General features: G+C 37.6%; 12 protein-coding genes. 7 read left to right on the plus strand and 5 right to left on the minus strand.

Annotation, left to right across the window (positions count from 1 at the left end; genetic code table 11):
* Positions 1–230 precede the first annotated feature (230 nt).
* A complete protein-coding gene (locus ACFSQJ_RS06990) occupies positions 231–944 on the minus strand; it encodes a DUF6090 family protein (RefSeq protein ID WP_377766251.1) in 714 nt (237 codons plus the stop codon).
* 66 nt (positions 945–1,010) lie between these two features.
* Positions 1,011–3,344, minus strand: a complete 2,334-nt coding sequence (locus tag ACFSQJ_RS06995; RefSeq protein ID WP_377766252.1) for an ATP-dependent helicase — start codon at positions 3,342–3,344, stop codon at positions 1,011–1,013.
* 118 nt (positions 3,345–3,462) lie between these two features.
* Between ACFSQJ_RS06995 and ACFSQJ_RS07000 the strand changes: the two genes are divergently transcribed.
* The 6 genes from ACFSQJ_RS07000 to ACFSQJ_RS07025 all read left to right on the plus strand — a co-directional run bounded on the left by ACFSQJ_RS07000 (position 3,463) and on the right by ACFSQJ_RS07025 (position 8,486).
* Positions 3,463–4,002, plus strand: a complete 540-nt coding sequence (locus tag ACFSQJ_RS07000; protein ID WP_377766253.1) for a DsrE family protein — start codon at positions 3,463–3,465, stop codon at positions 4,000–4,002.
* A gap of 46 nt (positions 4,003–4,048) precedes the next feature.
* On the plus strand, positions 4,049–5,293 hold the full coding sequence (locus ACFSQJ_RS07005; protein ID WP_377766611.1) for an amidohydrolase: 1,245 nt from the start codon (positions 4,049–4,051) through the stop codon (positions 5,291–5,293).
* An 88-nt stretch (positions 5,294–5,381) separates the two neighbouring features.
* Positions 5,382–5,564: a hypothetical protein gene (locus tag ACFSQJ_RS07010; protein WP_377766254.1), complete on the plus strand. Its 183-nt coding sequence runs from the start codon at positions 5,382–5,384 to the stop codon at positions 5,562–5,564.
* Positions 5,565–5,578: 14 nt separating this feature from the next.
* Positions 5,579–7,141, plus strand: a complete 1,563-nt coding sequence (locus ACFSQJ_RS07015) for an FMN-binding glutamate synthase family protein (RefSeq protein WP_377766255.1) — start codon at positions 5,579–5,581, stop codon at positions 7,139–7,141.
* A gap of 2 nt (positions 7,142–7,143) precedes the next feature.
* Positions 7,144–7,905: an OmpA family protein gene (locus ACFSQJ_RS07020; protein WP_377766256.1), complete on the plus strand. Its 762-nt coding sequence runs from the start codon at positions 7,144–7,146 to the stop codon at positions 7,903–7,905.
* A 62-nt stretch (positions 7,906–7,967) separates the two neighbouring features.
* Entirely contained in the window at positions 7,968–8,486 is a 519-nt protein-coding gene (locus ACFSQJ_RS07025) for a DUF7935 family protein (RefSeq protein ID WP_377766257.1), read from the plus strand.
* 1 nt (position 8,487) lies between these two features.
* On the opposite strand, the gene ACFSQJ_RS07030 is transcribed toward ACFSQJ_RS07025, so the two are convergent.
* Both ACFSQJ_RS07030 and ACFSQJ_RS07035 read right to left on the minus strand, forming a co-directional pair.
* Positions 8,488–9,402 (minus strand): patatin-like phospholipase family protein, encoded by a 915-nt coding sequence (locus ACFSQJ_RS07030; RefSeq protein WP_377766258.1) that lies wholly within the window; start codon positions 9,400–9,402, stop codon positions 8,488–8,490.
* Entirely contained in the window at positions 9,399–11,405 is a 2,007-nt protein-coding gene (locus tag ACFSQJ_RS07035; protein WP_377766259.1) for a M1 family metallopeptidase, read from the minus strand. The genes ACFSQJ_RS07030 and ACFSQJ_RS07035 overlap by 4 nt, the downstream gene beginning before the upstream one ends.
* Before the next feature lie 139 nt (positions 11,406–11,544).
* Between ACFSQJ_RS07035 and recG the strand changes: the two genes are divergently transcribed.
* Positions 11,545–13,650, plus strand: a complete 2,106-nt coding sequence (gene recG, locus ACFSQJ_RS07040) for an ATP-dependent DNA helicase RecG (RefSeq protein WP_377766260.1) — start codon at positions 11,545–11,547, stop codon at positions 13,648–13,650.
* 50 nt (positions 13,651–13,700) lie between these two features.
* Here the strand turns inward: recG and ACFSQJ_RS07045 are convergent, their stop codons facing one another.
* The gene (locus tag ACFSQJ_RS07045) at positions 13,701–14,807 is read right to left on the minus strand and encodes a DUF2911 domain-containing protein (protein ID WP_377766261.1); all 1,107 of its coding nucleotides are present in this window, start codon (positions 14,805–14,807) and stop codon (positions 13,701–13,703) included.
* Positions 14,808–14,848: the final 41 nt, after the last annotated feature.

Here is a 14,848-nt window from a genome sequence, read left to right on the forward strand (position 1 = left end):
AATAAAAAAGCAGCAAAAGCATGAAGCCCTTGCTGCGCGGGATAACAAATTGATTACTCAACTTGTTTCCTAATATTTTAAAGAAAAAACTTGTTTTTTGACACAGTACCTATGAGTAGTTGCGTGGATTAGCACTTAACTTTGCAAGTACACACTAAGCTGAAAATCCGAGTGGATTTTCAGAAGTAAGCGAGAACAAGCAATTACTTACAGCCATTGTTGTGGTTTCGTTATTTTTTACTGCTAACGCTTTCTATGAGACTTCGCATTGCTACTTGCATTTTTGTAAGTTCTTCCAATGTTGCTTCTCTATTGTCAATATTTATTTTTAACATAACCAAAAATTCACTATCGGAAGAAAGTTTCTCATAACTTTTTGGAACTGCATATTTTCGGTAATCAAAGTCCTTGAAATTTTTTCGTACGTATGGCAACCACACATTTAATAAATCAACATTATCATCACTTACTTCTCTTATCATATCTTTATTTAAAATGTCGTAATATTTTATTAGAAGATTTTCCAAGTTCTTATTTTTAATATTTTCCAATCCTAAAGCTTGCAAATTCTTATAACCATTATCTGTAACTTGAATTAAATTCATAGTCATACATTTACTTAAACTTTTGTTATAGGAACTATCTAATATTTGTCCATTTTCTATGGCATTAATTATTTCCTGCTGAATTTTTAATTCGCTATTGAGTCTCGCCATAACTCTGGTCATTTGTAAACTATCATTCACTAAATTATTTTGCACTTCCAAAAAGGCTTGTTGAATAAATGAATTCTGCTTATTCTTTTCATTCCAATTATTAATCTGTAACGCAATCAAAATTCCAATAACAACAAGAATTATTTCTCCAATGGCATACTTCATATATTTTCCTGTTTTACCTTTTGAAAGTAAATCTTGTCTAATTTTTCTAAAGAATTTTATCATTGGTTAGCGGTTGGTTATAATGAAGCACAACGTAGGGCTAAACAAACTAGTTTGTTTATTTTTATTTTATAATACTTCTAATTTAGCAAAGCGCAACAACAACTTTTTAATGTCACCTCTATCAAATTGAATTTCAGCTTTCTTGTCGTTACCCACACCTTCAATCTTTAAAACCTTGCCTTTACCAAAACGGGTATGGTTTACCAAAGCACCTTCTACCAAATTGGCATCAATTACATTGGTATTGGCAGAGGGTCTTGAAATTTCTGGCTTAAGCTTTCTAAGCTTGCGCAACTGACTTTCATTAGGGCCTTTTACACTTGGTGGTGTACCATTTTGAGGTTTAACTTGTCTTAATCTACTTTTATCAACTTCACCAAAGATATCGGCATCTATCAAAGATTTGTAGCGGTAACCATCGTTTACCGGAGTTAAATTCTCTACATATTGCTCTTCAATCTCCTCTAAAAATCGGCTGGGCTCAGCATCTATAAGTTTCCCCCAACGGTAACGGTTTTGAGTATAGGTCAAGTAGGCTTGTTTCTCTGCACGGGTCAGTGCCACATAAAACAATCTTCGCTCCTCTTCTAGTTCGCTTCTAGTGTTCATGCTCATGGCAGAAGGAAACAAATCTTCTTCCATCCCAACAATATATACATAAGGGAACTCCAACCCCTTTGCCAAGTGAATCGTCATTAAGGCCACCCTATCATCATCACCAGTGTCCTTATCTAAATCAGAAGCTAAGGCTACATCTTCTAAAAATTCGGTTAAACTGCCAGTAGTGTCAGCCAATTCTTTTTGCCCTTCCACAAAGTCTTGAATACCATTGAGTAATTCCTCGATATTCTCCATTTTACCAATCCCTTCGGGAGTGCCATCTTTCTTGAATTCCAATAATAGTCCGGTCTTTTTGGCCACATGTTCTGCCAAGGTAAAGGCATCGGCACCTTCATTCATTATTTGAAAGCTCTTGATCATAGTGACAAAATCTTCTAATCTTCGGGTAGTACCACTATTGATTTTAAGATTTAGCTTTGGTAAATTCTCTATCACTTCAAATATCGAACGTCCATAGTGATTTGCGGCAACTACCAATTTATCGACCGTTGTCTGCCCTATGCCACGGGCAGGAAAATTAATAATACGCTTTAGGGCCTCTTCGTCTTTGGGGTTAATTACCAAACGTAGGTAGGCCAAAACGTCTTTTATCTCTTTGCGCTGATAGAAAGAAAGTCCACCATAGATACGATAGGGAATATCACTCTTGCGCAAAGCATCTTCAATAGCTCTAGATTGTGAGTTGGTGCGATACAGCACGGCAAATTCACCATTGCCCATTTGGTGCTGCATCTTATTCTCAAAAATCGAAGCAGCCACATAGCGGCCTTCCTCAGCATCGGTAATACTGCGATGTATTTTTATTTTATTTCCCTCATCATTTGAGGTCCAAACTACCTTTTCTAGCTGATTCTTATTATTGGAAATTATCGAATTGGCAGCATTTACGATATTCTTGGTAGAACGATAGTTTTGTTCTAAACGATACATGCCCACATCGTCGTAGTCTTTCTGAAAATTTAGAATATTACTGATGTTGGCGCCTCTGAAAGAATAGATACTTTGTGCATCATCACCTACTACACAAATGTTTTGGTAACGGTCAGAAAGTGCCTTAACGATAAGGTATTGCGAATGGTTGGTATCTTGGTACTCGTCTACCAAAATATAGCGGAACCTATCTTGATACTTCATTAAAACCTCAGGAAACCGTGTTAGCAACTCATTGGTGCGCAATAACAAATCATCAAAATCCATTGCGCCCGCTTTAAAACAACGATCCACATAGTTTTGGTAAATCTCACCAAGCCTTGGTCGTTTTGCCATCGCATCGGCTTCTACTAATTCAGGATTCTGAAAATAGGCTTTAACGGTAATCAGGCTGTTTTTATAAGAAGAGATTCTATTCTGTATCTGTTTGTATTTATAAATATCCTTATCGAGCCCCATCTCTTTAATAATCGAGGCTATTAAGCGTTGAGAATCTTGGGTATCATAAATAGTGAAATTGCTGGGATACCCCAATTTATCACCATCAAAGCGCAATAGTTTGGCAAATACGGAATGGAAGGTACCCATCCACAGATTTTTAGCTTCTGAACTACCAACGATGTCCGCTATACGCTTTTTCATCTCACGGGCCGCTTTGTTGGTAAAAGTTAAGGCCAGAATATTAAAAGAATCTACCCCTTGCGCCATTAAATGGGCAATACGGTAGGTCAGAACCCTTGTCTTACCAGAGCCGGCCCCGGCAATAACCATCAAAGGACCATCTTTATGCAAAACAGGAGCCAACTGGGCTTCGTTCAATCCTTTTAAATAAGCAATCTTTTCTTCCACAGATAAATTAAAGTCAAAAGGTGAAATTAGCCAATCTACTTGGTTTGTTGAAATGAAGCTTTAAATACTTTTGAACAGCAAATGGTATTTCTTCTATTTTTAGATATATTTAGACTTTATGAACAGAAAATACTTCCTTTTAAGTCTACTGATACTTTTCACAATTAGTATCGCAGCCCAAGAAAAAAAAGCAGGCCCAGTAATCGCGAACTACGGTAAAGTTTGGCAAATTGAAGGTCAAGATTATAAGATAGAAAGTGATACCGAATTAAAAGTGGTCTTTGATATCATGAATAGCCCCGAAGACACTTCAGCTTTAAATAGAAGCATTGAAACGGCTGCCCGATTTTTGAATATGCATGCACAAAATGGGGTGTCGAAAGAAAACATGAAAGTGGCCTTGGTAGTTCATAACAAGGCGTCAAAAGATATCATCACCAATGAAGCCTATATTGAACGGTATGGAATAAAAAACCCGAATGCAGAAATGGTGCAGCAATTGATGGACGCTGGAGTAGATTTTATATTCTGCGGACAATCATCCTTATCTAGAGATTTTCCGATAGAAGAAACAATTTCCGGCGTGCAGTTATCATTGTCGGCAATGACAGCTTTGATACAATTACAAAATGATGGCTACCGCCTTATTAAATTTTAAAACTCAAATTATGACTAAACTTAAAGTATTCGCTTTTGCATTCTTAATGGTTACTTGCGGATTGATGGCTCAAGGGCCAAACCTCTCCGAAGATTATAAAAGTATTGAGAAAAAAGTAATCGATTGGCGACATGATATTCATCAAAACCCAGAATTGGGCAATAGAGAGTTTAAAACAGCCGAAAAAATAGCAAAGCATCTAAAATCGTTAGGTATTGAAGTGCAAACTGGCGTAGCATATACCGGTGTGGTGGGGCTTTTAAAAGGTGATAAACCTGGCAAAGTTGTAGCATTAAGGGCTGATATAGACGCACTACCCGTCACCGAGCGTAACGATTTGCCATTTAAGTCTACTGTGACCTCTGAGTTTTTAGGAGAAAAAGTCGGTGTCATGCACGCTTGCGGACATGATACCCACACAGCCATTTTAATGGGTGTTGCAGAAGTACTATCAAAAAATAAAGACAAAATTAAAGGAACCGTAAAGTTTATTTTTCAGCCGGCAGAAGAAGGTCCACCACCAGGTGAAGAAGGCGGTGCATTATTAATGGTGAAAGAAGGTGTTATGGAAAACCCTAAAGTGGATGCCATTTTCGGATTGCACATAAACTCTCAGACTCCAGTAGGCATGATTCGTTACAAATCTGGCGGAACTATGGCCGCTGCACAGAGTTTTACAATTAAGGTTAAAGGAAAGCAAAGTCATGGTTCACAACCTTGGTCCGGTGTGGACCCAATCTTGATAAGTGCTAAAATTATAGACGGGTTACAGACTATTATTAGCCGTGAAACCAAACTTACCGAAGAGGCAGCTGTAATTACCGTTGGTAAAATTAAGAGTGGTGTTCGTTTTAATATTATTCCAGAAAGTGCTGAAATGATCGGTACTATCAGAACGCTTGATTATGATATGAAAGATAAATTAAACAAGCGAATGGTAGAAATGGTTGAAACCATTGCAAAAGCCTATGGCGGAACCGCCACATGTGAGATAAAAGATGCTACGGACATAACGTACAACGACCCTGCTTTAGTTACCGAAATGCTACCCACTTTACAGCGTGTTGCCGGTGGGGATAATGTAGTAATTCAAAAAGCAATCACGGGTGCCGAAGATTTCTCATACTTTCAACGTGAGGCGCCTGGTTTTTTCTTCTTTTTAGGGGGAATGACCCCTGGAAATAAAGAATCTTTTCCACATCATACTCCAGATTTCTTGATTGATGATGCCGGAATGCAATTGGGTGTAAAAGCGATGACAGAGTTAACATTAGACTACCTTAATAAGTAGTTAGGAGTTTACAAAAACGTGCTATTTGTCACCCTGAGCCTGTCGAAGGGTTGAACTTGAACTTGACTTATGTATTTGAACTTAAATAATGGATAAAAAGAATAAAGGGCTCATCTACACCATTTTCGGGATGGTATTCACGTCGCTGGGAATGTTACTTTTAACGATGAAAAAACCAGCTTGGATGTATCTAACGAGCTCTATTATTGGGGTGCTTTTGGCATTATTTGGGGTTATTAAAATAGTATTGGATAATAGGAACAAAACGTAATCGAATTTTAATTTATGGCCGGAGTTTTAACTTTTTTAGGTAACGTTCCATGGTGGTTATGGATAGTTGCGGTGATTGTGCTTGTCGCCATCCGTGATATCTTTTTTCAAAAAGCACATACTATTAGCCATAACTATCCAGTTGTAGGCCACTTACGTTATTGGTTAGAAAGTATTGGCCCTGAAATGAGACAATATTTTGTTGCAAATAATAGAGAGGAGCTCCCTTTTAACCGTATTGAACGAAGTTGGATATATGCTTCGGCGAAGCGTGAAAATAATTATGAAGGCTTCGGTACGGATAGGGATGTTTATGCGCATCAGCATATTTTTATAAAAAATGCTATGATCGGGTATAAAATCCCTGAAAATCACCCAAACATAGAAAATCCATATTTTTTACCCTGTGCAAAAGTCATTGGCGCCTTTAACAAACGGAAGAAACCTTATCGTCCTGCTTCAATAATCAATGTATCCGCAATGAGCTTTGGTTCTTTATCCGCTGCTGCGGTAGAAGCCATGAACAAAGGTGTTCTCAAGGCCGAAGCTTATCATAATACTGGTGAGGGTGGCCTTTCTCCCTATCATAAAAAGGGTGGTGATGTAGTCTTCCATTTTGGAACAGGTTATTTCGGGGTACGCTCAAAAGATGGAAATCTATCCTTGGACAAAATGAAGGTCTTGGTTGATGAAAACCCATGTATAAAGGCCATTGAAGTTAAGCTCTCGCAAGGAGCAAAACCAGGTAAGGGCGGCGTATTGCCCGGAGCCAAGATAACCAAAGAAATTGCTGAAATACGGGGGGTCGAGGTCGGTAAAGATGTATTATCGCCATCCACCCACAAAGCTTTTTCCACTATTCCTGAATTACATGCTCTTGTCGAAAAAATAGCTACTGAGACAGGACTTCCCGTTGGTATAAAGGGAGCGATAGGAAAATTGGACCAATGGATAGAACTAGCCGATTTAATGAAAAAAACCGGTAAAGGCCCTGATTTTATTACCGTCGATGGCGGTGAGGGAGGAACCGGAGCAGCACCGCCAAGTTTTGCCGATCACGTCTCTTTACCATGGGTTTATGGCTTTGCAAGCCTCTATAAAATTTTTCAAGATAGAGGACTTACCGATAGAATCGTATTTATTGGCAGTGGTAAACTCGGTTTTCCGGCCAAAGCAGCTATGGCCTTCGCAATGGGGGTAGATTGTATTAATGTCGCTAGAGAAGCTATGCTGAGTATTGGCTGTATTCAAGCCCAGGTTTGTCATACCAATAAATGCCCTGCAGGCATTGCCACACAAAGTAAATGGCGCCAGAGCGGAATAGATGTCACCCTAAAATCTGAACGTTTGGCCCAGTACTTCAAAACATTTAGAAAAGAATTTTTAGAGGTGACTCACGCTGCAGGTTATGAGCATCCTGCACAATTTACAATGACAGATATTCAAGTTAATGTTGATGATGATTATCTTAGCAGTGATTTAAAATCGGTTTATGGTTATGAAAAGACCAAGGTTGGTTTTAATAGTATGAAAGAACTTTATGAATGTACCTATCTAGGAGGAAAATCCAATTCTTAATTATGAAAAAACTAGTACCCTTAATCTTATTTTTGATTTCTACAACATTGATTCAAGCTCAAAAAAAGAAAGACTTGCTAAATAAAATTACCGAGCTTGAACAAACTATTTTGGCCCTAAACGATTCTGTATCGGTCGCAAAAAGACAAATTAATGTAAGTAATGCCAACGCTGAATTAGCGAACAGAGAAGCTGCGGAACTCAGAGATGCGAATGCAACCTTACTTCAAAATCTTACGAATTTCTCTAAAATTTCAAAACAAAATACAGAGACCGTCAATAGTGCATTGAGCAGTCTTAATGAAAAAGAACAACAACTAAGATTGATATCTGATTCTTTTGCCAAAAATGATTCAACGGCCATCGCCATATTATCACAGAGCAAACAAATTTTGGGAGCTAATGCCAAAATAGGTGCAGCCAACGGCAGTATTTCGGTTTCTAATAGTCTTTTGTCATTATTCGAGAATGATCAATCTGAGGTTTTAAGCGAAGAAGGAAAAGCAACTATTGCAAGAATAGCTCAATTAATTACAAAAAACCCAGAAAGGGAAATTACTATAGAGGCACTGAACATTACAGGCGATTTCGATGTGTCGTATACGCAGGCAGCAGCTGTAGCCAATGAGTTATGGAAAGCTAACGGCATTCCGGCAGAAAGGTTGAAAATTGCTACTAAAGACGGAAACTTCAAAGAAGGCATAACCATTAAACTATCTCCTGATTTAAAGGCATTTTACAGTTTGGCCAAAGAAAAAATGTAAGACATCTAGATATACTTTTTAGGGATTTACTCCGTTTTAAATCCAAATAAATATCAATTCAAATGACCGGAGACCAAGTTTTTCAACTCTTTGCTTATCTATTGCCCTCGTTGGTTACAGGCCTTATCGCCTTTTATTTTTTTAGACTACACACCCGTAACGAAGATGGTAGAAGACGTTTTTTACTGCATAAAGATTCACAGAAAGATACACTCCCGGTTAGATTGCAAGCTTATGAGCGCATGGCCTTGTATTTAGAGCGAATTGCTGTAAATAGCCTAGTAGTGCGAGTAGCTCCCCAAAGTCAAAACAAAAACGACTACGAAAATCTACTCATAAAGAATGTTGAAGATGAGTTTGATCATAACCTGTCACAACAAATCTACATGACTGATGAGTGCTGGAATATTATCAAAGCGGCCAAAAGTGCTACCATTCAAATAATTAGGTCTGCTGCCATGAGCGAATCGGACTCTGCCGATAAACTTCGTGAAGATATTTTAACGCAAATGTTAGAAAAACAATCTCCTTCAGCAACGGCATTGGCTTTTGTGAAAAAGGAAATTGGCGATCTGTGGTAAACTATTCCTGAACTTCAGGTTTTATAGGCATACTCTCCGCATTTTTGTTCTTAGCGTATAAGTAGCCCCGTTTCCACCAGCGAGTCATTTTCTCTTTATTAAAAATTAAAGAATTTGTGGTCAAAATAGTTGGGGTATAATACAGGTTAATAATCGCTCCTTTTTGATTGGCCACGAGTTTGCCCACTCTAATATTTTGATTTTCTATTCGATCTAAAACAAACCCTAACATATTGGTAATAAGCTCAAAAGGGTTTCTTGAGGGCATTCTGTTATAGTAATTTACCTCGGTATGTAAAACAACAACATCAACCTCGGTAGCACCTCGTAAAATTGCCTCTTCAATCGGAACAAGACTTCCTAGTCCTCCATCAGCATATTCGCAACCATTTTTGCGAACCAAACTCATAAATGGTGTGTAATTGGCAGAAATCCAAATCCAATCACAAAATTCATCATAGGTACAATCATTTATAGATTTATACTCTACCTGGTTTAGAGATAGATTGGAAACCGTAACAACAACATTTTTACTCGAAGCTTTTAATTCATCAAACTCAGCAACAGTAATACTATTCCGAATTAGCTGCCTTAAATTTTCGCTTTCTCCAAAGGTTTTTTTTCCTTTTATAAAATTCTTAAAAATATTCCAATGGTTCATGCTGATAATATCGGCACCATATTTTCGCTTGACCACAAACGGACAGTTATTGAAAATAGTTTTCTGATTTACATTGGAGTAAATCTCCTTGATTTTATTAAGCTTTCCTAGGGCGAGGTGTGAAATTAAAAGACTTCCAGTAGAGGTGCCAACAAAAATATCGTAGTCATTTTTTGCCTCTTCAATAAGAAATTGGGCCACCCCACCAGCAAAAGCACCTTTGCTGCCACCTCCAGAAATTACAAGTGCTTTCATTCCTTTAACAATTTGTTCAGTGTGCTTTGTTCCTCCGTGGATAAGGAATTTGATATACTCAAAAGTCGTTCTTTTAGTTCAATACTTTCACTTAATTCTTTAAGTAAATTTCTTGAAGACTTTTTAAATTGCCAAACGTGATGGTCAGAAGCTTTTATCAGGTTAATAAGTGTTTCGTCGCTCATCGCCTGAATTTGACTTAAGTATTGAAAGGCCAACTGCCTTACCTCAAAATGATTATCTGCAAAAGTATATCCATTCAGCTCATTATAATATACTTGCTGTTGGCCCTGATTATACTCAGGGGTTAACAATGCCAACGTAAGCCATAACAACCGTACATTTTTATTTGGCAAACCAGCAATATTTTGCGTTTTTGAAAAGTAAAGCGTTCTTTCTTCAGGAAAAGTTGCCCAAAGTTTTAGGAGTGCATTTTCTATGGTTATATAACTTTTGTCATCTAATAGCGTCTCGAACAGGTCTGCAATTTCGGTTGTTGATTGTTTCACCCCAGAGATACCGTATAAAGAACTAGCTAATGCCTGCCTTATTTTAATATCATCGCTTAAAAAGGCTCTTTTAATGATAGCGTTTGGTAAAACGCGATGATATTGTCGTATGAAATGGGCTTTAAAATTAGTGGACTCTGTCCTGTTCCAATAACTCTCATAATCCAAATCATCACTTTTAATACGTTGAAATTCGTTTTCCATCTCAAAAACCAAAGCGATACTTTCAGATTCCCTTTTAAGCTTTTCTTTCACTTCTTCCCACGGAAATACTTCATTTTCTAACCATTTAGATTTAAAATCGGACAAGTCTGTATTAGCTGCAAGTTCCATTTCAACCAAAAAATCAGATATGGTAACATTTTTAAATTGATGTTTATTTAAATAGCTAATTATTCCTTTTTGAAATGTATTTTTCCCAATCTTTTCTTTTAACATTACAAGTGCCCAAGCCCCCTTTTCATAAAAGGTCAAACTATTGGCATTTGGGTTGTTAAGGGCCTCGCCGCCTCCACTCTCGGACAAATTGTGCAGGGTTTTAGCGGTCTCGTATAGTTTCCAGTAAAAATGGTCTTCACCAAATAAATGCTGTTCGGCCAAATAGGCATAATATGTTGCAAAACCCTCGTGTAACCAATGGTGCTTGCTACTTTCTTCGGTTACTAAATTTCCAAACCATTGATGTGCCAGTTCGTGGGCATTGACATTAACATAATTCTTATCAATAAAGGCCGTTGAATCAATCATATAGGAATTAGAAAATACAGTCGCGCTCGTATTTTCCATACCAGCATAAAGAAAATCTTTAACTGGTACTTGCTTGTAGTTCTGCCAAGGATAAGCAAGGCCAATTTCATCTTCTAAAAAATCAAAAATTTCTTTGGTATAACGATAGGTAGACTCAACCCTTAAACTGTCTTTAGGTTCGTAATACAACTCTATAGGAACTCCGGATGATGATTTCAATTCTTTTTTGTCAAATTTCCCGATGGCAAAGGCAGCTAAATAGCTGCTCATGGGGTCTTGCATATCAAAATGCCAGTCTATAATACCTTCTGCCGTATTCTTTTTGGTTAGCTTTCCATTTGCGATTACAGTAAACCCTTCAGCGGTATTCAAGGTAAGGTCAAGTTCTACTTTCTCTGACATATCATCAAAACTAGGCAGCCAATGACTTGTGTATTTACCCTGGCCTTGGGTCCAGAGTTGTTCATTTCCCTCAACTCCATCATTTAGTCCGATATAATACACAGTTTGTTTGGGCTTGGCGAGGTACCGTATAAATAATTCATGATTACCTATTTTCTCTGGTGCTTTGAAGCTAAGCTGTTTGCCAGAGTTCTTGAAATCGATTTGCCTTCTATTCAATGAAACATGCAAAAATTCCATATTGATTGCGTCTATGAATATCGAATCCGTTTCTGACTTTAATTCAAAATAATAAGTGCCGCTGCCCCAAACCTCTTTAGAGTCAAAAAGAGGTGTGATTTCCATGTCAATTTTGATAAAATCAACTGGTTTCTGATTATTCTGACAGAATAAAAAAGTTGAATAAACGAAGGATAGTATAAACAATGAATACCTCATAAAAGCAAAGTAGCAAAAGTCAATCCAAATTACATATTTTAGTTCTATGAATTCCAATTTTCTACAAACACCGATAGTTTACCTTAAAGGTGTAGGGCCAAATAGGGCCGAACTCTTGCGTTCGGAATTGGGAATCGAATCTTTTCAAGACCTTTTACAGTTATATCCGAATAGATATTTAGACAAAACGCAGTACTATAAAATTGCGCAGTTGAAAGATAGCGGTGCCGATGTTCAAATACTAGGTAAAATTGTTCATTTAAAAACTATAGAACAAAAGCGCGGTAAAAGATTGGTGGCCAGTTTTGTAGATGATACTGGGCAAATGGAACTCGTTTGGTTCAGAGGGCAAAAATGGATTAAAGAAAATATTAAACTTAATGAGCCCTATGTGATTTTCGGAAGGATAAATAGATATGGTGGTACCTTTTCAATGCCACACCCAGAAATGGAACTATTAAAGGCACATCAAGCAGGGCTTAAAATAAGTATGCAACCTATTTATCCTTCTACCGAAAAACTTAGTAACTCTGGCATCACCAATCGTGTGGTGTCAAAACTGATTGAGCAGCTTTTTCTAGAAACTAAAGCAAACTTTGAAGAAACGCTCCCACAAGAATTGATAAGCGAACTTCAACTTATTTCAAAGGCCGATGCCCTGCTAAATATTCATTTTCCTAAAAGTCAAGGGTTATTGGCGAAAGCACAATTTCGTTTAAAATTTGAAGAGCTCTTTTACGTTCAATTGCAGTTATTGAATAAAAAAGCCGTTCGCAAACAAAAAATAAAAGGACTGGCTTTTGACCAAGTAGGAAACACCTTTAATGATTTTTTTCAAAACCACTTACCCTTTCAACTCACCAATGCCCAAAAGCGGGTAATTAAAGAGATAAGAAACGATTTAGGCAGTAGCGCACAAATGAACCGCTTATTGCAGGGTGATGTAGGGTCAGGCAAAACCATAGTGGCCCTAATGTGCATGCTTTTGGCAATTGACAATGGCTATCAGGCTTGTTTAATGGCTCCCACAGAAATTCTTGCCAATCAACATTTCAATGGTCTAAAAGAATTGTTAGGCGAAATGGATATTACTATTGAAATTCTAACAGGTTCCGTTAAGAAGGCCGTACGAAAAGGAATTCATGAGCGCCTAGAAAATGGAGGCTTAAATATTTTGGTAGGAACACATGCTTTGTTAGAGGATAAAGTTCAATTCAAAAATCTTGGATTGGCCGTCATTGATGAACAACATCGTTTTGGAGTAGCCCAACGTTCAAAACTGTGGAGAAAAAATCAAGTTCCTCCCCACATTCTTGTAATGACAGCCACACCGATACCAAGAACATTAGCTATGAGTTTATATGGTGATTTAGACATTTCGGTTATTGATGAGTTACCACCAGGGAGAAAGCCAATTAAAACAGTACACAGATATGATGCGAATAGATTAAAAGTTTTTCAATTTATAAAAGATGAAATTAAAAAAGGGCGTCAGGTTTACATCGTATACCCATTAATACAAGAGTCTGAAGCTTTGGACTATAAAGACTTAATGGATGGTTATGAAAGCATTGCAAGGGACTTTCCACTACCCGATTATCAGATATCCATCGTACATGGCAAAATGAAAGCTGAGGATAAAGACTATGAAATGGAACGTTTCGTAAAAGGTAAAACCCAAATTATGGTAGCTACAACTGTAATTGAGGTTGGGGTAAATGTGCCCAATGCTTCTGTTATGATTATTGAAAGTGCCGAGCGCTTTGGGCTATCGCAACTGCATCAATTACGTGGAAGGGTCGGTCGTGGAGCGGAACAAAGTTTTTGCATACTCATGACAAGCCATAAGCTCTCTAGTGATGCCAAAACCCGTTTAGAAACCATGGTACGGACCAATGATGGTTTTGAAATTGCCGAAGTTGATTTAAAACTGCGCGGTCCTGGAGATTTAATGGGAACGCAACAAAGCGGATTGTTAAACCTCAAAATTGCAGATATCGTAAAGGATAATCAAATTTTAAAATCTGCTCGTTACTATGCAATTACTCTTTTAAAAGAAGACCCTAAAATGGCTAAGCAAGAGAATTCTAGTATAAGACAAGCCTATATTAATTTAACTAAAGACAAAGCTATTTGGGGGTATATAAGCTAAAAAGCTCCACACTTCTGTAGAGCTTTTCGTTTTTTAAAAGACCGTAATCTTTATTTATTGATATCCTCACCCTTCTTAAGCCTATCCAAGGCCTGTTCTAATCTTGATTTAAAATTGGCCGGAGCAACTGTCAAAGATTTATTTATAGCTTTGATAGCATTTTTGCTGTCTCCGACAGCCGAATACGCCCTTGCAAGGCCATAATTACTTGGCCACGCACCTTTATTAGTTTTTACGTTCGCCTTTAATATGCTAAGTGCCTTAGTATTATTAATACCTATCAATTGGGTGCCAGCACCATATACTTCTCTAACATTACCCATAGCAACCGCTTTATCCAAGAAATTAGTGGCTTCTGCTGCTTTACCTTGTTTTGCCAAAATCTGAGATTTTAAGGCCAAATTAGAAAAGGTTTCTTTACTGAAAAACTTTCCGCTTATAGAAGTGTTTACCCATTCTAAGGCCTGGTCTAAGTCACCAACGTTAAATGCATAATTCGCCGCTTGATCCCAAGTAGATTGTTGAAAGCCTTTTGGATTACGTAAATCATTGGCAATACCTTTCATAACAATATCGGTTACTGGAACTTCTATTTTAAACGGTATTTCCTTTTTCACCCATTTTAAACTGGCCGTTGTACTTGTAGCATCAGCAGTGTCAAAACTAAAAGTTAGCATTTCCACAGAACTGTCTAAATCTTTTGTTTTTGTGCTAAAACGTAGCACGTCTTCCGCTTCATCATAAAAATAACTTCCCCAAGAAGTAGTATTGCTTGATAGGATTCCGGTAACATCTCCGTTTTCTTCAATGGCAAAAAACAAGGCATATTTACCGGCTTTCACATCTTTACCTTCAATTTTCGAATCATGGGTAAATTCAATTGTAGTATTGTAGTCGGCACCTGCCCGCCATGGTGCCGATTTCGATGTTCCGAAACCAAGGTCATTAAATCCATAAGGGACCAATTTGCCCCAGATTTCTCTTCCTTTTACATAGGGCCTATTATAGTGAATTGTAATGTCCGTGATCCCAACACGTTGTGATACTTCTGCTTCCGGACTACCTGCCGGTAAGGTTAACTGCGCTTTGAGGTTCGTTGAAAAGCTTAATGCTGTTAATACTACAAACACTAAGGCTTTTGAGTAGCTTTTTTTCATTAGATTTTAGTTGTTTAAATTAATAATTAGGTCTGTCGCTA

The sequence above is a fragment of the Croceitalea marina genome (genome assembly GCF_042684265.1).
GTDB classification, from domain to species: Bacteria; Bacteroidota; Bacteroidia; order Flavobacteriales; family Flavobacteriaceae; genus Croceitalea; species Croceitalea marina.